The following is a 25,157-nucleotide window of genomic DNA, read 5'->3' on the forward strand; positions in this document are numbered from 1 at the left end:
TTTCATCCGAATCACCTCAATTGCAACAATATGAATTATAGAGAGGACATCTTGTTTTGTCAATGTTTTTTCTTTACACTGAAATCGCTAGAGAACGAACACTTTTGGACGTCTTCATCCATATTACCGCACTTAATTCGGTTTGCAAAGGAGAAAGTTTCATGAGAATGACCGCAATTATTTCTGAGTACAATCCGTTTCACAATGGACACCTGTATCAAGCGAAAATCGCACGCCAAGAAACTGATGCTGATTTAATCGTCGCCGTCATGAGCGGGACCTTCACTCAACGCGGAGAACCTGCTTTTACGGATAAATGGACCCGTGCTAGAGCAGCTGTCGCAAGCGGTGAAATCGATCTGGTCCTCGAGCTTCCTTTTTATTTTGCCGTACAGCGGGCTGATCGCTTTTCACTCGGTGGTGTCACGATCGCCGAGGTGATCGGCGCAAGTACCTTGTCTTTTGGAAGTGAATGCGGGGAGATCGAACCTTTTATCGCGGCAGCTGCCGAAAATCAGGAAGCGCACCCCCGCTATCAGGAATTACTTCAACTGGGGCTGGCACGTGGTTTATCTTCCGCCGCTGCTGCCAGTCAAGCATTTAAAGCAATGACGACGACACTCGATTTGACGACACCAAACAATACACTTGGATATTATTATGCACGTGCCGCCTCAACGATTTCTCTGCATACAACAAAACGAATCGGAAGCGGCTATCACGACCTGTCTGTCGGCGACATCATGAGTGCAACGGCTGTGCGTGCCCATTACGCCCATCATCGTTCCTTGACCGGTTTACCGAAGCAGACTGCTGAGGCATTGCAGAACAGCGTCTTCACGTCATTTGATGTCTACTATCCTTTTATCCGTCATCGTCTTCTGACGACACCTCTCGATGATTTAACGCAATTTAACGGCATGGACGCGTCCCTCGTTCCACGTTTAGTGGAAGGTGCCCGTAAAAATGACTCTTTTGAGTCCTTTTTATCTGCAGTCAAAACACGGCGCTATACACGGACCAGTATCCAACGCACGCTCATTTATCTCTTGACGTCCACGACAAAGCAGGAGATGTACGGTCTGTCGTTCGATCAGATCGACTTCGTTCGCCCGCTCGCATTTAACGACAAAGGACGGCAAGCTTTACGTGAAATCAAACAACGGATTCCGGTTATTTCGACCTTCGAAAAACATCCGTGGCTCATTAAAGAAAGCCAAGTTACAGCTGCTTACGCAGTGCCCTTGGCTCGTTACGACGTGCTTGAAGAACATCGCCGGTTTGCTTATTTTTCAGGTAAATCCTCTAAATAATCGAGGGCATCTTCCACCGTTTTAATCGGGACGAGTTTCATCTTCGTCTCGATTTTTTTGATGGATGGTTTAGCTTCTTTGTAATTTTCACCGGCAGGAACAAACATGATTTCTGCATCGGCTTCATCCGCCGCCACGACTTTTTGCCATGCTCCGCCAATTGGACCAACTTTGCCGCCTTCTTCGATTGTACCTGTGCCGGCAATTTTATAGCCTTTCGCCAAATCCCCTTCCGTTAACTGATCGTAAATTTCCAGTGTAAACATCATGCCGGCTGACGGACCACCGACATCTTCGACGTTAAAGTCAACTTCCGGTTTTGTTGAAACGGACGACATCGGGAGCGGTTCATAGATCCCCAGTCCAACCTGCTCGGATTCTTTTGTCAGACGGTTGACCGTAATCGCCGCCTTTTGCTCTTTTTTATTTCTCAGGAAAGTCAAATCGACTTTTGTTCCTGCCTTCTTGGCATTAATCGTCTTCATGAAGTCACGTAACGATTCGATGGAGTTCCCATCCAACGAGACAATCTGATCCCCAGCCTGCAGCTTTCCGGCAGCCGGTCCACCCGGAATGACACCGGAAACGTATATGCCTTTAAAATCAACAGAAACCTGTTTTCCAGCGAGCTCGTACCCTTCAATCATCGCATTATGTTGCGCCTCTTCCATATAAAGCTTCTGGCGGTCCTCATACTGCGCATCCGATTCTCCGTCATACAAATAATCACTGACGCTTGAACGGTCTGCAAACGGCAAGAACAGGCTTTCTACAAGGAAGTAGGGAGTCGCCCGTCGTTGTGCGATTGTCAGCATCATTAAATCACCCGGTTCCTTGGTCGCTCCTTTGACATCGATCAATCGTTCCGTCGATGTCGCATCTCCCGGATAGGAAATGAAGTACGGAAGCGGAGCAAAAAAAGCGATCATCGCAGCAATGATTGCTGCCAGTGCCGGTTTCCATGCTTTCATTTCAGTTCTCCTTTGCTGTACTTATGACGTAGCGCCTCTTCAACGATCGGAGGAACGAGCCCCGCGACCGAAGCACCGTATTTCGACGCTTCCTTTACGATAGACGAACTCAAAAAAGAATACTGATTATTTGTCATCATGAACAACGTTTCAATTTGATCATTCATTTTTTTATTGATTGATGCGACCTGCATCTCATATTCAAAATCCGATACAGCCCGTAGTCCTCTTACAATGGCCGTCGCTCCGACTTCGGATGCATAATCGACGAGCAGTCCGTCAAAAGAATCTACTTTAATGTGCGGCAGGTGTTCTGTCACTTCAGAGATCAGTTCCATTCGTTCGCGTACTGAAAAAAGAGGTTGTTTTGAAGAATTGTTCAGGACAGCGACGATGATTTCGTCGAAAATGGGAGCTGCCCGCTCAATGATATCAAGATGTCCATTCGTGATGGGATCAAAACTCCCGGGACAGACGGCGATCCGTTTCATACATGTTCCTCCAGTTCTGTAAATTCATATAATGTCATCGAGATGACCGTCGAATAGCGGAGTCGTTTGATGACACCCAGACGACCGATTTGATCCGGTAATTCCGTCTCCGATCCGTGTTCACATACGATGACACCGTTACTCGTCAACATATCATGTTGTTCTATGTAAGCGACGTGTTCAGCCAATTGTTCTTTGGCGTACGGAGGATCAAGAAAAATTAATTTAAATGGTTCTTCCGATGCCAATTCTGCAAGCGCAACCGTCACGTCTTTCTTTAAAACACGACTTTCTTTGATGAAGCGGGTTGTTTCAAGGTTTTCCTTAATCGTTTGAACCGCCTTGTATTGTTGATCTACAAAAACAGCTTCGTCACATCCGCGCGACAACGCCTCAATCCCAAGTCCGCCGCTTCCCGCGAACAGATCAAGTGCCTTTCCCCCGTCAAAATACGGTCCGATGACATTAAATAAAGATTCTTTGACCTTATCGGTCGTTGGGCGGGTTTGATCTCCCGGTACAGCCTTGATTCGCATTCCTTTTCGGTTTCCGGATATTACGCGCATTCATTCTCATCCTTTCAAAAAAGAGCGACGAGGATGTCCTCATCGCTCTATCCGTTAGACTTCTTCTTGCATTTTACCTTTTTTGTTGGCATAGGTTTCAACGATAAACGGTCGTTCTGAACGAACGACACGTTCGACAAACGGCAATTCCGCAATTCGTTCAACGACTTGTTCATATCGCTCGAGATCGACATATAAAAAAACGTACCGCTCCCGTTTTGATGTGAAATAGACGTTTCCATATCGGCGTAATTGACGGGATGCCTTTAACGCTTTGACATAGACGATGAGTCCGATTCGTTCCTTAATCACAACCCCGTTCCTCCCTTACACAATGTTTAGCCGCTGCAGCTGCAACTTCCACCCGTCGAACAACCACCTGCGCATCCTTGATCGAAAAACGGATTACCGGTCGGCACTTTGATTTGGGGTGACACTTGTCCTGCGAGCACTAGACTGACCTGTCCAAGTAGTGTTTCCAGTTGTTTTTCGGCTTTTTTAAACTGTGCGACTTCTTCTTGAAGATCAAGCGCCCGTTTCACTTCATGGACTTTTTTCGTAATCGTTTGATAATCGGGATGGTATCGGCCAAACCGTTGTACCAATTCATATTCTTCCTTGATCCGATTAAAGTCACGAATGACGTCCTGGGCTTGTCTTGAATCCGCCCGTCGCTGTTTTGCTAATCTATATGCTTGACCTGTTTCGCTTTGCGAGAGAGAGTATGCAAGGTCTTCCGCTGCGTTGATGAGGTCGATTGTTTTATCTGAATAAATCACAACGAATCTCCTCCTTAACTTAACCATCATATCATAACATTTATCTCGCTCCTAGCACGCTGAATTGTGTATAATTTGTTCAGAAGGAAGGACTGAGTTGTATGCAACTTTTATCGTTTAATATGTTCCGCACGATCGGAATCAGAACCGAACATGCAAAATCTGATTATCATTTTGAGTCATTAAATAAAATCGCACAGGCAGACGTGATTTTATTCCCGGAATATTGGCAGATTCATTCCATCATTTACGGAATGAACAAACCAATTTTTCCTTCAGCCGCCACATTCCATCTTGGACACGATAAAATCGAAATGACACGGATCTTTCAAACCGTCATTCCGGACAATATCCCACGAACCGGCATCTACGGAAAAAATGAATTCACTGTCACACGGGTGCTGAATGAATTCTCGTTTCCATTCGTCGCGAAGACTGTCCGGAGTTCGATGGGACAAGGCGTCCATCTGATCAAAAATCAAGCAGACTGGGACACATATACTGCTGCACATGATACTTTTTATGTACAGGAATACATTCCAAATGAAAAGGATTTACGTGTCGTCGTCGTCGGTGATCAAGTCTTGGCTGCTTACTGGCGCGTCGGAGGAGCCCAGTTCTTGAACAACGTCGCTCAAGGCGGTGTACTGGACTTCGAAAACATCCCGCAAGATGCCGTTGCGTTCGTCCTTGATCTTGCGAAGCGACTCGACATCGATCATGCCGGATTTGATCTCATTTTCCGGGATGGGCATATCTATGTTCTTGAGTTCAATGTTTTCTTTGGTGGAGAAGGATTAAACCATCTCGGCATCCATGCACCGGATACTATTCTGGAGTACGTGGAACGGAAATATGGAAGTTCATGAATTCTTCAAATTGACTTCACAACTTTTTCTTTATCGGTTGTTTCATTATGGTATGATAGCTTGGAAAGACTAGTGTACACTAGCAAACTGGGGTATAGGGGGATTTACAGATGAAGTTTGAACAGTTCGGAATCGAAGGCAAGGAAATTAAGTTCGGGTTACTTGAAACGATTATGGATCATCATCGTTTTGTACGCGAAGGACAGTGGGATTATGAGCGTGCCATGTATGACATGAAGTACGAAAAACAATCGACGGGAGAGGTATTTTATCTCCGAGTTCCAGTTTACGCGATTCAAGGTGAAATCGAAGACCGTCAAGCAGTCGTTCGGATGTTGACACCATTACTCGGAAAACACTATTATCCGCACGGTGTTGAATACGATGAGGAATTTCCTCCTGAAATCGTCAAAGACTGCGAACGTCGTCTGACAGCCTTACTCGAAACACTCGAAAAATAAGGTGCTTCCAAATCAAAATCCATCTCATATGGATTTTGATTTTTTTTATCGCAATTAGGCGACAATCCTCTCACTTCTAAACCTTAAGAGCAAAGCCCAAGTGGAGGTGGGAGATGAAATGCATGATGAAGCATAGATCGAGGTAATTCAATGTGCACTGTGAAAGAAAAAAGCGGCTCTTCTCGATCAAGAGAAAAACCACTACTTTGTCTTCAGTCTGAATGGTTCTTCTCACTCAGGAGAAGAACTACTTTTTATTTGGCGATCAACTGTAAATAATCCAGTACATCTTCGCCTAACTGAATATTCATCTGCTCACGCAAATAATGATATAGTGCAGCAAGTCGGCTTGGATCAACATGGACTTTCAGACTGAAAGAAATAGAATCGTCTGATACACGTTTGATTCGAACGACTGTCGCTCCGAAATCCACAACTGTGCAAAGCAACAATTCTTCAATCGCCTGAACAGAAACTGTCACTTCGCCTTGTACCTTGTATTGTTCCATCACGAAATTCACTCCTTCGCAAGTTGTTTGACCGATGTCATAACTTCCTCTAAGTCGACCGGTTCGTCCGGTGTCTTCGCCATCGATGAAATCGCCCGGACTTTGTTGTCTCGATCAAGAATGAACATTTGTGTTCCGTGCGTCACTAAGCCGCTTTCCGCTTTAGAATAATAAAAATTCAACTGACGGGTCAGACGGTCAATAACAACTCCATCTCCTGTCAACACCTTCCACCCTTCCGCATTGGCTTCAAAGTTGGACGCATATTTTTTCAAAACTTTTGGTGTGTCGACTTTCGGGTCAACGGTCACGGCGACAAGTTCAACATCCGAGCCGTACAACTCTTCCGCCCGTAACTGTTTCTCTAACTTCCGGTAGTCATTAAGTGTCAAGGGACAGATGTCCGGACAGTTGGAATAGAAGAAGGTCAAGATCTTTACTTTTCCGTCTTCGGAATTAAACGCTTTCCCATCCACTGCATTCGTCAATTCAAATGGAGTCGGTTCTGCGATGACGGGTAATTTTTCTTTCATGAAAAAGTAATAGTAGCCACCGGCTGCCGCAATGAGAATCAATACAGCTGCTGCAACCGTCAAATAACTGTTTTTCTTCAAGTCATGACCTCCTTAGTGGTTCCAGATTGCCCGAAACACGTTTGTCGTCTCTCCCGGTTCATACACCACATAGAGAAGGCAGTAGACGATGACTCCTGTAATCGCGGTTAAGAACCAGATGACAGAAGCTTTAGGACCGATTTTACGGTGTTTCGTAAAGTTTTTCTTATACGCAAAGAAAAGTGCCATCAATCCGAGTACTCCACCCGATGTTGCTAAAATGATGTGGAAGATTAAAAATCCTGTGTAATACGGTTTAATCGTGTCTGGTCCGCCAAAGGCTGTGTTACCTAACAAGATTGTCCGTAACGCATACATGATGAAAAATAACAGTGCTAAAGCAGCAGCAATCGTCATGACGAATTGATGTGCTTTCATGTTCCGGCGCGTCTGCGCAATCAAAAACCAACCGATCGCAACAAAAATCGCACTGATGACGATCAACGAGACACAAATCAACGGCAAATAACTCATGTTCCAACTTCCCCCAATTTAATCCGCTTTTGGCGAGAAGGACATACCTTCATCGACAGCAGTACTTTTAGAACGTCTCACCCACGTAAAGAATGTAAGTCCGAAGAACAATCCGTATACCAACTCTTGACCAAGCTTCATCAATACGCCACCAAAACGTTGGTCTTCCAGCAGATCTTTTGTTGTTCCGAACAAACGCTCCATATCAAGTCCACTTACATCATTGTTTGGCATACAATACGCAAGAACTTTTGCGAACGTCGCCGGATCTTGATAAGCTTCATATTGAAAACTTTGACTAAAGATCATGAAGGCACAGGCTGGTGTCAACAAGACGCCATTTGCGACGATATACACCATTTTCTTCAAATCCGACAAGCTGTCTTCTTCGTTGACTGGTGCAATAATCGGATACCACATCGTCATACTGAGGAAAATCAATGCCCCGTGGAAAATCCGGTGCACCGTGTAATTCGTCAGGACATAATCAAAAATGAACGGCATATGGTAAAACGTAAACAGTGAATTAAACACGACCAATGCAATCAATGGCAAGATAAAGAAGCGTAATACTCGTCCAAGATAAGGGACTTCAAACAAACGTTTGAATACCCATCCAGGAATCGCTAGCATCAACAGCGGCGGTGCCACCATATAGACGAATACCATCTGCAACATATGCGCTGAGAACGTAATATGCGCCATTACATCGAGCGGACTACCAAAACCAATGTAATATACTACCAAAGCAGCCAACATGGAAAATTTCTGACCAAGCGTTGTTTCCGCCTCATCCGGCCGACGAATTTTTTCCGTCACGACTGCATAAAAAATATAGATTCCAATCAACAGTAAAGCATAATATGGACTCCATAAAACCGTCCAGTCAAATTGTGATAAAGATCCCCTTAAGTTGCCTAACACATTTCTCACCCCGTTCCTTTTTCCTACAGATTAAGATTACCGTTCCCCTATTTCATTGTAAAGGTTTCTCATAAAACGATTCTAAAATAAAAGACCATCCTGCTAAACGTTAGCAGAATGGTCACAATTTATTACCAGATTAAAAGACGGAGTGTCGCGACAATCGTCAAGGCGACGAAGATCCCAAGTGCCATCATGACTTTAATCCATGTGTTCCCTTTATTGTTCATGTGCATGAACATGTAAAGTTGGAGATACACTTGCACGATCGCCATGATGATCAAGAATCCACCGGCTGCCCAGTGAGGCATGAGTTCTGCCATGACCGCACCAAAGGCGATCAACGTCAGGAAGATCATCAAAGCAAAACTTGTGAGTTGAAGTTGCATCTCGCGGCTGCGATCTGCTTTCATCTCGAGCTCAATTTGATTACGTGTCAGTTGCGGTTCGTGTTTTTCCATCTTATTTCACCATCCCCATGAGGTAGACGACTGAGAAGATAAAGACCCAGACGACGTCAATGAAGTGCCAGTAAAGACTTGAAACATAATACTTCGGTGCGTTGACGACGGTAATACCGCGGTTCCAGTTCCGGATCAACAATGTAGAGATCCAGAGAAGACCAAACAAGACGTGTGCTCCGTGGAAACCAACCAATGTGTAGAACGCTGATCCAAAAGCACTTGAAGTAAACGTGTGCCCGATGTGGTAGTAATGATTAAACTCATAAATCTCACCCGCTAAGAACGCTAGTCCAAGAACAAGTGTGATGATCAACCACATTTTCATCTTCTTCACATCATTACGTTTCATCGCCATCATCGCAAGGACACTTGTCAGTGAACTTGTGAGAAGGAGCATTGTCATGATGAAGACAAGACCCATTTCAAAAATATCGTAACTGCGTAATCCTTCTTTCGCACCCGAGTTATGCAACCCGATGTACGTCCCGAATAGAGAGGCAAACAATGTTGTCTCTCCACCAAGGAAGAACCAGAAGGCTACATATTTATTCTTACCCTCAAGTGTTGCTTTTTCAACATGATCCGGAATACCCGTGATCGGGTTATTTGGAACTGAATGATGTCCCATCTTACTTCGCCTCCTTTTCAGCTTCAAGGCGTAGATCTTCTTCGATGACGGATTTTGGAATGTAGTATCCTTCATCGTCAATCCATGAACGGAGGAACATCGCAACGAGTGTCGTAGCGAGACCGATCAACGCAACGACGAGACCGACTGTTCCGTAGTCCAGGCGAAGAATAAATCCGAGACCTGCGAGGAATAGACCGACTGACATGACGAACGGCAGAATCGTGTTATTCGGCATGTGGATATCGCCAACTTCTTCCGAAACGGAAACGGTTTTGTTTCCTGCCATTTTTTCGAGCCAGTATGTGTCAAGTCCTTTGACAAGTGGTGTTTGTGCAAAGTTATATTCTGGTGTTGGGACAGGAAGCGTCCACTCGAGTGTCCGTCCATCTCCCCAAACATCACGTTTGACGTATTCTTTTGACATCAATGCCGCTGCAATCGAAACAACCAATACGATTGTCGAGACACCCATGAAGCCTGCCCCGATTGACGACAGCAAGTTCATTGTTTCCCAGCCTTGGTTTGGCAAGTACGTGAAGACACGACGTGGCATTCCTGTCAGACCGAGAATGTGTTGCGGGAAGAACGTCAAGTGGAAGCCGATGAAGAACAACCAGAATTGAATTTTACCCCAGAATTCGTTGAGCTGTTTCCCGAACATGAGCGGGAACCAGTAGTAAAGACCGGCGAAGAGACCAAAGACAACCCCACCGACGATAACGTAGTGGAAGTGGGCAACTACGAAATAACTGTCATGGTACTGATAATCGGCTGGTGCAACAGAAAGCATGACACCCGTCATACCACCAACGAGGAACGATGGAATGAAGGCAACCGAATACAACATCGCGACAGGGAACGTCAGTTTACCGCCCCACAGCGTAAAGAGCCAGTTGAATATCTTAACCCCGGTCGGAACGGCAATCGCCATTGTCGCAACCGCGAAGATCGCGTTCGCAACAGGACCGAGACCTACTGTGAACATGTGGTGAACCCAAACCATGAATCCTAAGAAACCGATCAACATTGTCGCAAAGACCATCGTCGTATAACCGAAGAGACGTTTACGGGCAAAAGTAGGAATGATTTCTGAGAAGATACCGAAGGCCGGTAAAATCAAGATATACACTTCCGGGTGACCGAAAATCCAGAAAAGGTGTTCCCAGATGACGATGTTACCACCCGCTGCCGGATCAAAGAAATGAGCTCCGAACAATCGTTCAAACGTCAAGAGGAATAATCCGACCGTAAGTGGCGGGAATGCGAAAACGATCAAGGCAGAAGCTACGAATGCTGTCCATGTGAACAACGGCATACGCATCAGTTTCATACCTGGTGCACGCATGTTCAAAATTGTAACGAGGAAGTTAATTCCCCCCATAAGTGTACCGAAACCAGAAATCTGTAATCCAAGTGCATAGAAATCAACACCAAGTGATTCTGGAACTGTTGAAAGTGGTGCATACGCAGTCCATCCTGCGTTTGGTGCTGCGCCGAAGAACCATGATAGGTTCAAGAGCACTCCCCCGAAGAAGAACAACCAAAAACCAAGTGCGTTTAAAAATGGAAATGCAACGTCACGTGCTCCGATTTGAAGCGGAACAGCAGCGTTCATATACCCGATCAACATCGGCATCGCCGCCAGGAAGATCATCGTCGTACCGTGCATCGTGATCAACTGGTTAAATAATTCACCGCTGACGAAATCGTTCATCGGTTTAATCAATTGAAAACGAATCATTAAGGCTTCTACGCCACCGACCAGAAGGAAAAACAATCCGGACATGATGTAGAGAATACCAATTTTTTTATGGTCGACTGTCGTTAGCCAGTCCATGATGCCGCTTTTTTTCTTCGGCATACCCATAGTATGTGTCCCCACTATGATTCCCCCTTAAATATTATTGGAGCTTCTTGTCCAATAGGTAGTCTGCAAGTTCGCTTAACTCTTCATCGCTGATCTTATCTTCAGAGAAACCAGGCATTTTTGTTCCTTGTTTTTCTTTTTGCGGATCGCGAATCCATTTTTCGAGATTTTCTTTGTCATGATCAAGGTATCCAGCGATACGTTGACGATCACCAAAGTTCGTTAAGCTTGGCGCGACTTTCCCGCCACCGTGACAGCTGAGACAGTTTTGTGCGTAGACTTGCTCGCCTGTCGTCCAGTTCTTTTCGTTTTTTGCATCCAACTGTTTTGTTTCTGCTTCTTTAGCTGACTTCATGTCTTTAAGCCATGCATCGTAATCATCTTGCTCAAGTGCGATGACTTTAAAGTCCATCAATGCGTGTGATGGTCCACATAACTCCGCACATTTACCGTAGTATGTACCGGCTTCTTGTGCTTGTAACCACATTTCATTCTCAAGACCTGGGTTTGTATCTGTTTTACCTGAAAGAGCCGGTACCCAGAATGAGTGAATGACATCTTTTGAAGTTAAGTTGACAGCAACTCGTTTTCCGACTGGAATAACAAGTTCTTGTCCTGTTGAAACACCTTTGTCCGGATATTCGAACTCCCACCAGTACAGGTTTGCTGTAACGTTGATGACTTCGTTTTTCTTCGCTTCTTTCGCATCTGCTAATTCAACCGTCGTTTTGATGGTTGGTACGGCAAGAACGACTAACAAGAGAATCGGAATGACTGTCCAGATGATTTCAAGTGTGTGATTTCCTTCCACTTGTTTCGGAACAGTGTTGTCTCCAGCTTTACGACGGAATTTCATAAGTACGTAAATATAGATGACTGCTACAATCGCAAGGACAAACAACATGACCCATAAGCTGAGCTTAATGATTTCAAGTTGCATTTGTGCGCCTTCCCCGCGAGGCTGTAGTGCGGACAATTCCGGGATTCCACAACCTGATAACAATAATGCCATCAAACCGATCGGAAGAAGCCGGAAGAGCATTTTTCCTGATTTTTTCACAACCATCCCCACTTTCTTTTCCCCAATTTTTTTCTTTCTTAAATGGTGTCCGTGAATATGTCAAATCGTTTTAGAGAGAAACGAGTACGACCGTCACGATCCAAGCCGTGAAGTAAAAGAGCGAGAAGAAAAACATCTTCGAAGCCCACTTAATCTCAGCTTGTTCTTCCTTGATTTTGAGACCTTTCAGTCCCATGTAGAGCCAGTATCCGCCAAGCACAGCCATGACAAGCATGTAAATGATGCCGTAATGCGCAAGGAGGAGTGATGATGGTAGCAATACTGCGATCCACCATACAATTTGTCGTTTCGTGATCGCAAAGCCATTGACGACAGGCAACATTGGAATACCGGCAGCCCGGTACTCTTCCGTCCGTCTCATGGCGAGCGCAAGGAAGTGAGGCGGTTGCCATACGAACATGATGAGAAATAAAATCCATGCATCGATATGAAGTGTCGGAGTAACTGCCGCAAATCCAATGATCGGTGGCACTGCTCCTGAAATACCACCTACGACCGTATTGATCGTATGCGTCCGCTTCAACCACATCGTATAAATAACGACGTAGACAAACGAACCGATCAATCCGAAAACTGCCGCGACATGGTTAACAATCAGCAAGAGAACAGTACCGGCAGCCAGTATCCCAAGTCCTAATGCCAATATCCGTTGCCCGTCCATCTTACCGGTTACACTCGGTCTTCCCATCGTCCGTTCCATCTTATAATCAATGTCACGGTCGATGTAGTTATTGAGGTAACAACTACCGGCAATGACCAGTCCACTTCCGAGAAGTGTCCACAATAACGTCAACTTCGTCTGCCACAAATAGAGTAGAACATCATCCGTTAAGTACGATGCCGCTACGACATAACCCGCGAAGACGGTGATGAGATTCGCACGAACGATTCCCATCTTTGCTAGGGTGACATAGTCCTTGAACGTCGGCTGATCTGATTGCTCGATCATGATGTCCAGGGTCTCCCCGTTTACTTTCGCCATGTTGTTTCCTCCTTCTAACCGCCTGTATTCTTTCTGTACGTAGGATTCACGTATTTTCTTCACAGAAATAACACAGACACGCCACGAAACGCCCTTTTCTCTATAAAAGATACCACATATTCAAGGTCATGACGTATGAAAATACTTTCGACATAATGAACAAAATGTGAAATCTATGTGATTTACCTCACAGTTCACCATATTTACCTAATATTAGAATAGCGTTCTTCTAAAAGATTGCAAGCGTTTCGATATTTTTTATGCGATACTATTGCTAGGTATTTCAAGTATCATGTATTTTTCCTAGAAAGGTGGTGGCTGCGTTTTGAATCGAAAACTTTCGATTTTTTCAGCATTTGTCACATTCACAATGATGATTGTTCTTCTCATGGGGGGAACTGTCACGAAAACAGACTCCGGAAACGGATGCGGGACCGATTGGCCGCTCTGTCATGGCGAGTTGATTCCAACTAATCCAAGTGTCGAAACGATGATTGAGTATAGTCACCGCGCTGTAACAGGAGTCGTCGGTTTATTGATCATCGCCTTATGTCTTTGGACCCTTGTCGCATTCAAAGATCGTCTGGATATAAAGATTTTTGCTTTTCTGGCTTTCATCTTTATGTTGATTCAATCGATTGTCGGTGCTGGTGCCGTCGTCTGGCAACAGTCAGATCTCGTCATGGCATTACATTTCGGAATCTCATTGATTTCTTTTGCTTCCTTACTTATTTTGACGATCTTGATTATGGAGCGCCCCGGTCAAGAGTTCAGGGAATCGGTCCCAGCGTTCTTGCGTAAGCTTCTGTATGGCTTATTGGTTTATACACTCATCGTCGTGTATACCGGTGCGTTCGTCCGCCACGTGGGCGCCACTTATGCCTGTGTAGGCTGGCCGGTCTGTTCGCAGCCGTCGATGACCTTCGAAGCGTGGGTTCAGATGATTCACCGGATTTTGGCAGGACTCCTGTTCTTCTATACGTTGTTCGTTCACTATACGGCGATTCGTTTGAAACACCGGACAGCACGGACCGGGATGTTATTCGCAACCTTTTTCATCTCTTGTCAGGTCGCAACCGGTGCCTGGATCGTTCTCGGTGGACATGCCACGTATGTTCCTTTATTACACGCATTCTTAATCACTTGCTATTTCGGAGTCATCTCTTACCTCGCTTATCATGCTTTCCGGACACGAAAAGATAACTCCCGGCTGCGCTGATCAGCTCTTCAACTAAAAAACAGATCGCGGACTTCAAACATCCACGATCTGTTTTTTTACACCATTTTATTTAAAACGGGCAATTGCTCGTTTCCGGGCCATATCGTGCTCGACAATCGGCATCGGATAATTATAATCTTTTCGTTGTTGTTCCGTCGGTTCATGAATGGCCGTTTTAGGTAAATCCTTGATTTCCGTCACATATTTGCGGATGAACGTTCCATCCTTATCAAATTTCTTTGACTGGGTCGTTGGATTGAAAACTCGGAAGTACGGTACAGCATCCGTCCCGACGGACGCTGCCCACTGCCACCCTCCAATATTCGACGCCGCTTCATAATCGACCAATTTCTGTTGGAAGTAACGTTCACCTTCTTGCCAATCGATCAGCAAATCTTTTGTTAAGAACGAGGCGACAATCATCCGTAAACGGTTATGCATCCATCCTGTCGTGTTGAGTTGCCGCATGGCTGCATCGACAATCGGATAGCCGGTTTTCCCTTCTGTCCAAGCTTTGAATCCCGCCTCATCTTTTTCCCATTCGATTTTTGTATACTGTTCATTGACCGGTAATCGTTTTGATTCCGGATAGTGCATCAAAATGGTGTAATAAAATTCCCGCCAAATTAATTCTGTCAGGTACGTCTGCTTACCTTTCGAATCCTCCTCTTGCTGGACAGCTTCAAAGATTGTCCGAATCCCAATTTCACCGGTCCGCAGATAGCGTGACATCAGACTCGTCCCGTCGACAGCCGGCAAATCCCGTTGTTCGTCGTAAGAAGCCAGGTTATTTTTGATGAATACCTGCAATCGTTTAGCGGCTTGCTCTTCTCCTACACCAAAATCAGCATCCGATGCCGCCTGTTTAAAATAATCCAACATGAATGCATTGTTTTGACGCCGTTTTTGATAACGCTTTTTCAGCAGGTCCAGATTAACCGGATACGGTCCCGCTACATCTTTCTTCAAAAAAGCATTTTTATACGGTGTAAACACTTTATAATAAGAACCGTCATTTTTTTTGACCGTATGTGGGTGAAGCAAATGACGGTCAAGAAGACGCTCCGTTTTTTTGTCGCCCCGCTTTTTCATGATGCCGTCGTCACGACTTTTAAACGGTTCTACATACTCAGCGTTGAATAACAGAACATCCGCCATATCCGTCGCCTCTAGGAAATCTTTTTCGTTTCCTTCGATGAAACGAATCGGCATCCCGTGCGTTTTACAGTTTTTTGCGAAGTGTTCAAGTGCCTGAAAGAAATATTGTTGTCTGGCGTCATACTCTCCAATATAGTCCGGGTTCACCCAGAAAACGAACTCGACGTTTGCTTGTTCGTTATTTTCAAGGTAGTCGACTGCCTGTGCCAACATGTGATTGTCCTCCATTCGAAAATCACTTCGAATCCAGCAGATGATGTTCATAGTTGTTCCTCCCCAAAATGACGATGAACGAAAAACAGGCAATCCGCCATGCGTTTTGCCTGTCTTCGTCATACTGTGTCTATTGTCATTTACGCTTGTCTTTTAAATGAATTCAATCAATAAATCTTGACTTGCGATAGCTTCGCCTTCTTTGACGTGGACTGACTTGATCTCACCGTCTTCAGGTGCTTGAATCGTCGTCTCCATTTTCATCGCCTCTGTTACAAGCAGTTGCTCGCCCTTACGAACCCGAGTTCCAGGCTCAACCAAAACTTTCAAGACACTACCCGGCATTGACGCACCAATCTGTTTCGGATTCGATCGATCGGCTTTCGGTCGGCTGGATGAACTTTCTTTGATGCTGATGTCTTTTACTTCGACTTCACGCGGCACACCGTTCATCTCGTAGTAGATGACACGGACACCGTGATCGTCCGGTTGACCGATTTGGATTAACTTCAAGTACAATGTTTTTCCGCGCTCGATTTCGACTTCGATCGTTTCCCCGAGACGCATGCCGTGGAAGAACGTACTCGTATCGAGTACTGAGATGTCACCATATCGTTCGACATACGAACTGTAGTCAAGGAACACTTTCGGATACAAGGCATATGCCAGTGCATCAAACTCCGTCACCGGACGTTCCAGTTTCTCGAATAATTCATGCTTGATGGCATCAAAATTGAGCGGCTCCATCATTTTTCCAGGGCGCTCCGTCAATGGCTCGACACCTTTGAGGATTGCCGCTTGGACTTGTTTCGGGAAACCGTCCGGAGGTGTACCAAGCTCCCCTTTCATCAATTCGACGACAGAATCCGGGAAGTCGAGATTGCTGGCACGTTCCATGACATCTGCTTCTGTCAGATGATGCTGAACCATAAACAATGCCATGTCACCGACGACTTTTGAAGATGGTGTGACTTTAACGATGTCGCCGAACAACATGTTGACGCGGGCATACATCGTTTTGACTTCAGACCAACGATCCGCGAGTCCGACGGCTTTCGCTTGTTGTTGCAAGTTTGAGTATTGTCCACCCGGCATTTCATGATCATAGACCGTCGGATTCGGTGCTAACATATCGAGTTCAAACGCTTGATAGAGATGTCGCACATCCTGCCAATAGTCAGAAACTTGTTCGAATTTTTGTGCAGATACAAGTGGCTGACGTGTGTGTCCACTCAGTGCATGAATCAAACTTCCTCCGGCAGGCTGACTTGTCAGTCCCGCCATGCTTGAAGCGGCGACATCCACGATATCGACACCGGCATCGACAGCACGGGCATATGTGTAAATCCCGTTCCCGCTTGCATCATGCGTATGCAGATGAATCGGCAAATCGACGGCATCTTTCAGTGCCGAGATCAATGCGTAAGCAGCTTCCGGTTTCAGTAACCCTGCCATATCTTTGATGGCAATGATATGGGCCCCGCTGGCTTCGAGTTGCTTCGCCAGTTTAACGTAATACGGAAGATGATATTTCGGACGGTTCGCATCAAACAAGTCTCCTGTATAACAAACCGCTGCTTCCGCGATTTTTCCTGTCGGCAAGACGGCATCGATCGCCAACTGAATCGATTCCGGATTGTTCAAGCTGTCGAAGATACGGAACACATCGACACCTGCTTGCGCTGCTTCTTTGACGAAGGCATGAATGACATTGTCCGGATAATTTTTATAGCCGACCGCATTTGCCCCGCGTAACAACATCTGAATCAAAACATTCGGCATCTTTTCACGTAACTGCATCAACCGAACCCATGGATCCTCTGATAGGAAACGGTACGCTACATCAAACGTTGCACCGCCCCAAGCTTCCACTGAAAAGAGTTCCGGTAACAGTTTGGCTTCTGCTTCCGCGATCGCGACTAAGTCTTTTGTCCGCATCCGTGTCGCAAGCAAGGACTGGTGCGCATCCCGGAATGTTGTGTCCGTCAGTTGGACGCGTTCTTGTGCTTTGAGCCAGTTAATAACACCAAGCGGTCCTTCCGCGTCAAGAATCGCTTTTGCTCCTGCTTGATAGTCAGCAGGCAAGTCTTTTGGAATCCGAACGTCTCGCGCCAATGGTTTTTCAATCTTTCCGATTCCCGGGAAGCCGTTGACGGATACTTCTCCAATATACGTTAACAACTTCGTTCCACGGTCTTGTCGTTTCGGGAAAATAAATAATTCTTTTGTATCATCGATAAATGACGTATTGTAATCTCCACTGATAAAAGCATGGTGTTTAAGAACGTTACTTAAAAATGGAATATTGGTTTTAATACCCCGGATTCGGAACTCGCTTAAATTCCGGCTCATTTTAGCGACGGCTTGATCGTATGTTAAGCCATGCGTGGAAATCTTAACAAGTAAGGAATCGTAATAAGGCGAAATCTCAGCACCTACATACGCATTTCCACCGTCGAGACGAACACCAAAACCACCTGGTGAGCGATATGCTTTAATTTTGCCTGTATCCGGTAAGAAGCCGTTTTCCGGATCTTCTGATGTAATCCGGCTTTGAATGGCGAAACCTAACATTTGAATGTTTTCTTGCGCAGGAATGCCTACCAGTTCACTATGTAGCGATTCTCCTTCTGCGACTCGAATTTGTGTCTGAACGATATCGATCCCGGTAATCATTTCGGTAATCGTATGTTCTACTTGAACACGTGGATTGACTTCGATGAAATAGAATGATTCATCTTGTGTCACCAAAAACTCAACCGTTCCGGCATTTTCGTAGCCGACATGGTTCATCAATGTGACAGCTGCTTCACAAATCTTTTTCCGTCCCTCGTCAGACAGCGTCACACACGGTGCCACCTCAACAACCTTTTGATGACGACGTTGGACCGAACAATCACGCTCAAATAAATGAACGATATTCCCATGAGCATCTCCAATAATTTGGACTTCAATGTGTTTTGGACGTTCGATTAGTTTTTCAACATAAATTTCATCCGAGCCAAAGGCTTTCAAAGCTTCAGATTTTGCGCGTTCGATCATTTCCGGCAGTTCTTCTTCTGTCCGGACAACACGCATACCGCGTCCGCCGCCTCCAAGCGAAGCTTTGACCATTAACGGATAACCGGCTTTTTCAGCGAAGGCATAAGCTTCATCAATCGATGTGATTGGACCATCTGTACCAGGGATAACAGGTAGTCCTGCTTCGATGGCCGTCGTCCGCGCCCGAACTTTGTCACCGAAACTGTATAAATGTTCTTCACGAGGACCGATAAAAATAATCCCCTCTTCCCGGCATCTTTTGGCGAGTTCAATATTTTCTGACAAAAATCCATAGCCTGGATGGATAGCATCACATTGTGCCGTCTTGGCAGTCGCGATAATTCCTTCGATATCGAGGTACGCTTCGATCGGTTTTTTTCCTTCACCGATCCGGTACGCTTCGTCGGCCTTGTACCGGTGAAGCGATCCCATATCTTCTCTTGAATAAATAGCAACTGTCCGAATCCCGAGTTCGGTTGCCGCACGGAATACGCGAATCGCGATTTCTCCGCGGTTTGCGACAAGTATCTTTTTGATTTTAGTCAACTGATGCTCCCCCTTTAGGTAATGAACTCGTAGCACTCATCTTTCGTGCTTCCTGTACTTCTTTATGATACGCTATCCGATGCTTGTTTTGCATCGAAATATTTGCTACAACGCCAAGCATCGTACTCATGACGAGAAGCGAAGACCCACCGTAACTGATAAACGGTAATGTCACGCCGGTCCCCGGAAACAATCCTGACATCGCTCCGATATTAATACAGGTCTGGATAAAGATGATGGACGAAATACCGAATGCCACCATGCTCGAGTAACTCGAAGCCGCTTGTCGCGCAATTACCGCACCTTGCCACATTAAAAAGAACAGCAATCCCAGTACGATAAGGACTCCGACGAAGCCGAGTTCTTCTGAGATGATTGACATGATGTAATCGGTCTCCGGCTCCGGCAGATAACCGTACTTTTGAAAGCTATTCCCTAAACCGACTCCAAAGAATCCTCCGTGGGCAATCGAGATGACCGAATTTATCAATTGATACCCTTTACCCTCCGCGTCCAAAAATGGGTTGAAGATTGCCTGAATGCGTTCCATTTGGTTGACCGAAAAATTGTTCCAAGCATACAGACCGACTCCTGCTCCGAATACAATTGCAACAGCAATATAACCACGCGGCAAGCCGACCGCAAACAAAATCAGTGCTGTGATCAGGAGGAGGATAAACAAACCTCCGTCATCCGGCTGCATCCGGATGATAATGGCATAAGGTGCCAACAGGACGAGCATCGGTATTAGAATCCAGTCCGTGAAGCTGAGCAGAATCCGTTTCCCTGATGATGTTGGTGACACTTGACGATGGATAAAGTGATGGACGATTCCAATCACTCCGTTCATTTGCCCCTTATGTTTTTGATCAAAGTAATTGGCAAGACCAATGACCAGAACAAATTTGCACAGTTCAATCGGCTGAATCAAAAAAATACCAAAGTTCAGCCAAGCCCGTGCCCCGTTTAACGGCGCAGCGAAAAGAGTCGCTGTTAACATACCGAAAGTGATGGTATATAAAACCAATCGAAAAATGGGTCCACGAAAAATTTCATGGTTCAGATGGGCCACAAACAAGAATAACGCAATAGCCATCACGTCAAACATCAATTGTTTTTCAAAAAACGAGGTATTTGCATAGTCTCCACCATTCCAGACACTGGCACTGTAGACCATTACCGTACTGATTGCCATTAAAATCAGCATCGTAAAAAATAGGCGGTAATCAAAAAACGCACGTCTTTCTTTAAACTTCGATTGCATTATGTACACGTCCTTTTTCTAGTTCTAAAAAAAAATACCCAAACGCCGCATTTCACGTTTGAGTAGAAAATCAGCACGTCTCCGCATCATGTAAGTCAGATAATTGCTGTTCTAGTGAGTCAAGTAATCGTTTCCCTTCACTCGCATCAATCAGTTCGAGACGAACGGCAAAATCAATTTGGCGCGACAATCCGAACATTTGTGTATCCAATACTTCCTCATAGAGAGGACATTGTGGCATCGTTAAATTCGCAAGCTGGACCTCGATCAACCGGCGGATTTTATGGGCATCCGCTTCTAGTAGCTCAAGAGCGCGCTGGCGATGAACTGTCCCGATTTCAGTTGACAATCCAATCCCTCCTCATCAAATGACGCGTTCCTGTTATAGATAAACTTTACCTTACTTTCGCCAACAATTCAACGTTTCGGTATAATGGATTTGCACGACTCATACATTTAGGGGGAATAATGATGATTTTTCCGATTACAGGGAACGTACGCTATCCACTTACGATTGATCCGACCGTCTGGATCTTTGATGAACGGAAAATTGAAGTCGATCAAATCGGGAAACAGATCGCCGACAATGCACAAGAAGCGTATTATGCCAAAATGGGAGCGGCTTGGGATAAAGGCATCACAGAAGGCAGCCGGACCGATCACAATAAGCCGATGACGCGCGAAGAAAAAGACGCCGCCTTGCGGGGAACCTTTGCCATGCCGCTTGCCCCATTCATTCGTAACGCCGAAGTGTTGGAAGGGGCAACGACATTACGCTTTGAAGGAGTAGAAACGGTCGAATTGGATTTAAGTGCCCTACCGGATATGTACTTACAGTTTTCGAAAGATGGAAAAGTATTAACGGACGGTCCCGTCCATTTACTTTATCGGGATCAAATCGTGCGTTCCGTCGAACGGATTACTGTCTTGTAATCAATTCAAAAAACCGCTTGGTTCGTCCGAAACCGGACAATAACCAAGCGGTTTTTTTATATTATATTCAGAGTAAGTCGGCAGCAAGTCGTGCGAGGCTCGAACGTTCTCCTTTAACCAATTTAACATGACCGGTCATTTTTTCATCCTTTAATCGTTCGACCGCGTACGATAACCCGTTTGAATATTCATCGAGATACGGATGATCAATTTGTTGCGGATCACCAACCAAAACAATTTTAGAGTTCTCACCGACACGCGTCAAGATGGTCTTGACTTCATGTTTCGTTAAATTCTGCGCTTCATCAATGATGATGAACTGCCCCGGCATGCTCCGCCCCCGGATATACGTCAACGCTTCCAGTTGGATCGACTTCATACCGGCCAGAATGTTCCCTAACTCGTCACCGGAACCTGTATTAAACAAATGTTCCAAGTTGTCATAAATCGGTTGCATCCACGGACGCAGTTTTTCTTCCATCTCGCCCGGCAGGTACCCAATATCATTGCCCATCGGAACGACCGGTCGGGCCACGACCAGTTTTTTGTAACGATGCTCATCTTCCACTTGCAATAAACCTGCTGCGAGTGCCAGCAACGTTTTCCCTGTCCCCGCCTTCCCGACGAGAGTCACGAGCGGCACATCATCACGAAGCAATAATTCGAACGCCATTCGTTGTTGAACGTTTCGAGGGATGACCCCCCAGACTTGATCGACATCGAGTGACAACGCCCGAATGATGGGCATCTCTTGATCGACAACGGCAATCGCAGATGCTTTTGACATATTACTTTTTAAAATAACGAATTGATTCGGATGAACTTTCTCGGGCAGGACATCCACTGATAATCGTTTATCTTGGTAAAAAGCGTCGATGTACTCTTGATCCACCGTCAATTCTACAAATCCTGTATACAGTCCGGTCAAGTCTGCAATGTGGTCAGTCAAATAATCCTCAGCGACTAAACCGTAAGCATCCGCTTTGACCCGAACCAGAATATCTTTTGAAACCAAGATGACGTCCCGTCCGGTTTGCTGTTCCTTCTGTTCCCGATGAATCGACCAAGCGAGTTCCAAAATCTTATTGTCATTGGATTCATGGGTAAACGGTGACACCTCACTAATGGAATCCCCGATGTCGACACGGAGAATCCCACCGTTTCCAAGCGGAACCCCCGCATGTAACTGACCTGTTTCGCGTAATTGGTCAAGAATGCGTGCTGTTTCCCGCGCATTTCGCCCGATTTCATCCATATTTCTTTTTTTTCCGTCTAATTCTTCTAATACGATTGCCGGAATCACGACATCGTGTTCTTGAAATTGAAATAAAGACAGTGGATCATGCAGCATGACATTGGTATCGAGCACATATATTTTTTTCATTCCATCGTTCGCCCCTTTAGAGTCGAGTTTTGATGAATGTTAAGATTTTAAAATGGTATGAATTTGATGATCTAACCGCACCGCCGCCGCCTCATCATATGTTTTATGCACACGTGGTCGTTCGGATACGGCAGCTCCATAAAACAAAATATCGCGCACTTCTTTTAGTTCTCCTTCATACAATGCTACTTTTAAAGGTAAGGATTCGCTTGTTTCAAACGGCTTTACATCCGTACAAGTCAAACTGTACGTCGACTGATCCGCGAAGAAAATCAGTGTGAAGATTGGATGATCGGTTAACGTTTTGACAATCAGCGAGTCGGCTTCAATCGCAAAGCGAATCGTCGTCTCATCTTTCGCATGCACCCAACTGACTGCATGGGTGATCGGCCAACTGGTTGATTGATCATGCGTGATTAAAAAAACAAGTGGTAAATCCGTTAATGCTTCCATCTGCTTGTCACTCAGACGATGTTCCACTTTATTTGCCATGGTACCACCCCCTCTTCTGCTTATTGGATACATTCGATATTGGATCTGCGCATTCCTTTTTCGATTTGAACAATTCTTAAATATGATATACTAAGAAAAAAAGAGGAGGACCTCCCATGCGTGTAAAATGCACCATTTGTGATAAAAGAGAAACCATCGATGATTGGTCCTTCACAGCAAAGCGGCTGCGTAACAAACCTGTTCGCGTCTACATATGCGACGAATGTCATGAACGAGTCACCGAGCGGACTGTCGCCCGCCAAGAAACAGGACGATTCAGTCTTTATCCGACTTGGGCAACTACTAAAAAAAGATGGTAAACTACTTTGTTTTTTCAAAGTAGTTTTTTTATGGTGTCAAACGGACAAGGACATCATCCTCGTCACCGGGATTCCCTCTACCGTCTGTATTGTTTGTAATATAATAAAGATCCTTTCCGTCGACCATCACGTCACGAATCCGGCCTCGATCCGATACGACCTGTTCCACTTTCGATGTTGAGGATTCGATGGATCGTAAGCTTTGACCGACAAGTGTTCCAAAATACAGTTTCCCGTCGAGTGCTGCGACACCGCTCGGCGCGACGGATTGCTCCCCGACTTCATACCAAGGTGTCACCAGTCCTTGCTGTTTTTCCGTACCTTCGATCAACGGCCACCCGTAATTCTTCGATTCGATTCGATTGATTTCATCATGACCACTCTGCCCATGCTCCGTTGCATAAAGCGTTTGATCGACAAACACCAATCCTTGTGGATTTCGGTGACCATAACTGTAGACGTATTCTCTTAAGTTCCCGTCAGCCGGACTCCCGTCTAATTTCATCCGCAAAATCTTGCCGGATAAGGAAGACAACTTTTGAGCATTTTCCGGTACCGCTGCATCACCTGCTGTCACATATAGAAAATCGTCCGGTCCGATTTCGATGCGTCCGCCGTTATGAATGGACGCACCCGGAATCTCGTCGAGCAAAACACGTGTTTCTTTCCACGTATCGTCTTGTTCGACGATGGCAACGACACGGTTGTATAACGTTCCATTTTTTTCGTACGTGTGATAGACGTAAGCCGTCTGATTATCTGAGAAGTCGGGATCAAGTGCCATCCCTAGCAGACCACCCTCCCCTTCAGCCACGACGTTCTCCGACAAATCAAGCTCCATCCGGACCTGTTCCTTGCTCGATCCTTTCAAAATCGTCCCTTCCCGCTCCGTGATATAAAACGTTTCTTGATTTTTTTCAATGTTCCACGGTGTCCGTAGTTCCTTTAGTACAACATTACTTTCAGCGGTTTTCGATGTTTTCGGTACAGAATTCGATTTGTCTGTTGATGAATCACGTTCTTCAGATTGTGAACAGCCTGCTAAAACAATTGCAAGGCTGACTGGAATACTCCATGTATGTTTCCACATGCTTTATCACCCCTTACCGTGTTTTTTTCCCAAAACCGTCCTGATTACTCCTCAATTCGAATATACTGCCATTTTCCCATCGTTTTACACAAAAAAACCCGTCTTCTAATTAGAAGACGGGTCCAAGCGTATATCAACTTACGTAGCAGTCCGTTCCCGCTCACGTTTGACCATCCACATCCGGAACCGGTAGATTCCGAGAATGACGACCATCGCAAGCAAGACTTCAGGAATCGGCCACGTCCAGAAGACGAGTGTTAACGCAGCTGAGAATACAGCCAACATCAGATAGACAATCAGTGATTTCCACCAGGCCAACTCTTTTGCAAAACCTAATTTAAACACGATCAACGTCAAGATGACGACGGTAATCATCAGCGCGTTAAAACCAGCGCTTAGATTATTTGGATCACTTCCTACGCCGACTAACTTCGCGACGGCAGGAATATCATATTTCGAGAAATCAGAAGCAACGGCAGGTTGTGCAGTCATTGCCAGTC

28 protein-coding genes are annotated in these 25,157 nt (G+C 45.5%); 6 read left to right on the forward strand and 22 right to left on the reverse strand.

The window, feature by feature from the left end; translation table 11 throughout:
• Window positions 1-161: 161 nt before the first annotated feature.
• Window positions 162-1,313, forward strand: coding sequence for a tRNA(Met) cytidine acetate ligase (locus tag ACHA8N_RS01550; protein WP_393964514.1), 1,152 nt, complete (start codon window positions 162-164; stop codon window positions 1,311-1,313).
• On the opposite strand, the gene ACHA8N_RS01555 is transcribed toward ACHA8N_RS01550, so the two are convergent.
• From ACHA8N_RS01555 to ACHA8N_RS01575, 5 genes are read right to left on the reverse strand one after another with little or no spacing between them, the layout of a single operon-like run.
• Window positions 1,286-2,284, reverse strand: a complete 999-nt coding sequence (locus tag ACHA8N_RS01555; RefSeq protein ID WP_393964515.1) for a SepM family pheromone-processing serine protease — start codon at window positions 2,282-2,284, stop codon at window positions 1,286-1,288. The genes ACHA8N_RS01550 and ACHA8N_RS01555 overlap by 28 nt on opposite strands.
• Complete coding sequence (coaD, locus tag ACHA8N_RS01560) at window positions 2,281-2,775, reverse strand: pantetheine-phosphate adenylyltransferase (RefSeq protein WP_147510793.1); 495 nt, start codon at window positions 2,773-2,775, stop codon at window positions 2,281-2,283. The genes ACHA8N_RS01555 and coaD overlap by 4 nt, the downstream gene beginning before the upstream one ends.
• Window positions 2,772-3,341 (reverse strand): 16S rRNA (guanine(966)-N(2))-methyltransferase RsmD, encoded by a 570-nt coding sequence (gene rsmD / locus ACHA8N_RS01565; RefSeq protein WP_147510792.1) that lies wholly within the window; start codon window positions 3,339-3,341, stop codon window positions 2,772-2,774. Before rsmD ends, coaD begins: the two co-directional genes overlap by 4 nt.
• Window positions 3,342-3,395: 54 nt before the next feature.
• Window positions 3,396-3,653 (reverse strand): YlbG family protein, encoded by a 258-nt coding sequence (locus ACHA8N_RS01570; RefSeq protein WP_147510791.1) that lies wholly within the window; start codon window positions 3,651-3,653, stop codon window positions 3,396-3,398.
• A 26-nt stretch (window positions 3,654-3,679) separates the two neighbouring features.
• Window positions 3,680-4,120: a YlbF/YmcA family competence regulator gene (locus ACHA8N_RS01575; protein WP_147510790.1), complete on the reverse strand. Its 441-nt coding sequence runs from the start codon at window positions 4,118-4,120 to the stop codon at window positions 3,680-3,682.
• 101 nt (window positions 4,121-4,221) lie between these two features.
• Between ACHA8N_RS01575 and ACHA8N_RS01580 the strand changes: the two genes are divergently transcribed.
• Entirely contained in the window at window positions 4,222-4,989 is a 768-nt protein-coding gene (locus tag ACHA8N_RS01580) for an ATP-grasp domain-containing protein (RefSeq protein WP_393964516.1), read from the forward strand.
• A gap of 110 nt (window positions 4,990-5,099) precedes the next feature.
• Entirely contained in the window at window positions 5,100-5,450 is a 351-nt protein-coding gene (locus tag ACHA8N_RS01585; protein WP_026827919.1) for a YugN family protein, read from the forward strand.
• 254 nt (window positions 5,451-5,704) lie between these two features.
• Here the strand turns inward: ACHA8N_RS01585 and ACHA8N_RS01590 are convergent, their stop codons facing one another.
• The 9 genes from ACHA8N_RS01590 to cyoE form a co-directional block, all read right to left on the reverse strand.
• Entirely contained in the window at window positions 5,705-5,959 is a 255-nt protein-coding gene (locus ACHA8N_RS01590; protein WP_393964517.1) for a hypothetical protein, read from the reverse strand.
• 8 nt (window positions 5,960-5,967) lie between these two features.
• A complete protein-coding gene (locus ACHA8N_RS01595) occupies window positions 5,968-6,573 on the reverse strand; it encodes an SCO family protein (protein ID WP_393964518.1) in 606 nt (201 codons plus the stop codon).
• A 12-nt stretch (window positions 6,574-6,585) separates the two neighbouring features.
• On the reverse strand, window positions 6,586-7,047 hold the full coding sequence (locus ACHA8N_RS01600; protein WP_147510785.1) for a DUF420 domain-containing protein: 462 nt from the start codon (window positions 7,045-7,047) through the stop codon (window positions 6,586-6,588).
• A gap of 18 nt (window positions 7,048-7,065) precedes the next feature.
• Window positions 7,066-7,980 carry a cytochrome c oxidase assembly factor CtaG gene (gene ctaG, locus ACHA8N_RS01605; RefSeq protein WP_026832536.1) on the reverse strand — a complete coding sequence of 305 codons (915 nt, stop codon included), beginning with the start codon at window positions 7,978-7,980 and terminating at the stop codon, window positions 7,066-7,068.
• Window positions 7,981-8,102: 122 nt separating this feature from the next.
• Window positions 8,103-8,432 (reverse strand): cytochrome C oxidase subunit IV family protein, encoded by a 330-nt coding sequence (locus tag ACHA8N_RS01610; protein ID WP_026829905.1) that lies wholly within the window; start codon window positions 8,430-8,432, stop codon window positions 8,103-8,105.
• A gap of 1 nt (window position 8,433) precedes the next feature.
• Window positions 8,434-9,063 carry a cytochrome (ubi)quinol oxidase subunit III gene (locus tag ACHA8N_RS01615; RefSeq protein WP_029342161.1) on the reverse strand — a complete coding sequence of 210 codons (630 nt, stop codon included), beginning with the start codon at window positions 9,061-9,063 and terminating at the stop codon, window positions 8,434-8,436.
• 1 nt (window position 9,064) lies between these two features.
• Entirely contained in the window at window positions 9,065-10,933 is a 1,869-nt protein-coding gene (gene ctaD / locus ACHA8N_RS01620) for a cytochrome c oxidase subunit I (protein ID WP_201723132.1), read from the reverse strand.
• A gap of 34 nt (window positions 10,934-10,967) precedes the next feature.
• Window positions 10,968-11,999 carry a cytochrome c oxidase subunit II gene (coxB, locus tag ACHA8N_RS01625; RefSeq protein ID WP_114595411.1) on the reverse strand — a complete coding sequence of 344 codons (1,032 nt, stop codon included), beginning with the start codon at window positions 11,997-11,999 and terminating at the stop codon, window positions 10,968-10,970.
• Window positions 12,000-12,063: 64 nt separating this feature from the next.
• Window positions 12,064-12,996 carry a heme o synthase gene (gene cyoE / locus ACHA8N_RS01630; protein WP_147510783.1) on the reverse strand — a complete coding sequence of 311 codons (933 nt, stop codon included), beginning with the start codon at window positions 12,994-12,996 and terminating at the stop codon, window positions 12,064-12,066.
• 325 nt (window positions 12,997-13,321) lie between these two features.
• Between cyoE and ACHA8N_RS01635 the strand changes: the two genes are divergently transcribed.
• Complete coding sequence (locus ACHA8N_RS01635) at window positions 13,322-14,215, forward strand: COX15/CtaA family protein (protein ID WP_147510782.1); 894 nt, start codon at window positions 13,322-13,324, stop codon at window positions 14,213-14,215.
• Between the two features lie 66 nt (window positions 14,216-14,281).
• On the opposite strand, the gene ACHA8N_RS01640 is transcribed toward ACHA8N_RS01635, so the two are convergent.
• The 4 genes from ACHA8N_RS01640 to ACHA8N_RS01655 all read right to left on the reverse strand — a co-directional run bounded on the left by ACHA8N_RS01640 (window position 14,282) and on the right by ACHA8N_RS01655 (window position 20,787).
• A complete protein-coding gene (locus ACHA8N_RS01640; RefSeq protein ID WP_147510781.1) occupies window positions 14,282-15,637 on the reverse strand; it encodes a cryptochrome/photolyase family protein in 1,356 nt (451 codons plus the stop codon).
• A 102-nt stretch (window positions 15,638-15,739) separates the two neighbouring features.
• Window positions 15,740-19,174, reverse strand: a complete 3,435-nt coding sequence (locus ACHA8N_RS01645; RefSeq protein ID WP_147510780.1) for a pyruvate carboxylase — start codon at window positions 19,172-19,174, stop codon at window positions 15,740-15,742.
• A complete protein-coding gene (locus ACHA8N_RS01650; RefSeq protein WP_393964519.1) occupies window positions 19,167-20,438 on the reverse strand; it encodes an FtsW/RodA/SpoVE family cell cycle protein in 1,272 nt (423 codons plus the stop codon). Before ACHA8N_RS01650 ends, ACHA8N_RS01645 begins: the two co-directional genes overlap by 8 nt.
• A gap of 70 nt (window positions 20,439-20,508) precedes the next feature.
• Window positions 20,509-20,787, reverse strand: coding sequence for an Fpa/YlaN family protein (locus tag ACHA8N_RS01655; RefSeq protein WP_147510778.1), 279 nt, complete (start codon window positions 20,785-20,787; stop codon window positions 20,509-20,511).
• A gap of 122 nt (window positions 20,788-20,909) precedes the next feature.
• Here ACHA8N_RS01655 and ACHA8N_RS01660 point away from each other — a divergent pair, with 122 nt between their 5' ends.
• Window positions 20,910-21,371, forward strand: a complete 462-nt coding sequence (locus ACHA8N_RS01660) for a hypothetical protein (protein ID WP_393964520.1) — start codon at window positions 20,910-20,912, stop codon at window positions 21,369-21,371.
• Between the two features lie 67 nt (window positions 21,372-21,438).
• Here the strand turns inward: ACHA8N_RS01660 and ACHA8N_RS01665 are convergent, their stop codons facing one another.
• Window positions 21,439-22,755, reverse strand: a complete 1,317-nt coding sequence (locus ACHA8N_RS01665) for a PhoH family protein (protein WP_147510776.1) — start codon at window positions 22,753-22,755, stop codon at window positions 21,439-21,441.
• A gap of 39 nt (window positions 22,756-22,794) precedes the next feature.
• Entirely contained in the window at window positions 22,795-23,247 is a 453-nt protein-coding gene (locus tag ACHA8N_RS01670) for a PNPOx family protein (RefSeq protein ID WP_147510775.1), read from the reverse strand.
• A 116-nt stretch (window positions 23,248-23,363) separates the two neighbouring features.
• Between ACHA8N_RS01670 and ACHA8N_RS01675 the strand changes: the two genes are divergently transcribed.
• Window positions 23,364-23,567 (forward strand): YlaI family protein, encoded by a 204-nt coding sequence (locus ACHA8N_RS01675; RefSeq protein ID WP_393964521.1) that lies wholly within the window; start codon window positions 23,364-23,366, stop codon window positions 23,565-23,567.
• 28 nt (window positions 23,568-23,595) lie between these two features.
• On the opposite strand, the gene ACHA8N_RS01680 is transcribed toward ACHA8N_RS01675, so the two are convergent.
• Together ACHA8N_RS01680 and ACHA8N_RS01685 are read right to left on the reverse strand one after the other, a co-directional pair.
• Window positions 23,596-24,657, reverse strand: coding sequence for a PQQ-dependent sugar dehydrogenase (locus ACHA8N_RS01680; protein WP_393964522.1), 1,062 nt, complete (start codon window positions 24,655-24,657; stop codon window positions 23,596-23,598).
• Between the two features lie 138 nt (window positions 24,658-24,795).
• The gene (locus ACHA8N_RS01685; RefSeq protein WP_393964523.1) at window positions 24,796-25,149 is read right to left on the reverse strand and encodes a YlaH-like family protein; all 354 of its coding nucleotides are present in this window, start codon (window positions 25,147-25,149) and stop codon (window positions 24,796-24,798) included.
• Window positions 25,150-25,157: the final 8 nt, after the last annotated feature.

It is taken from the genome of Exiguobacterium sp. S22-S28 (genome assembly GCF_043359615.1).
Classification (GTDB): domain Bacteria; phylum Bacillota; class Bacilli; order Exiguobacteriales; family Exiguobacteriaceae; genus Exiguobacterium_A.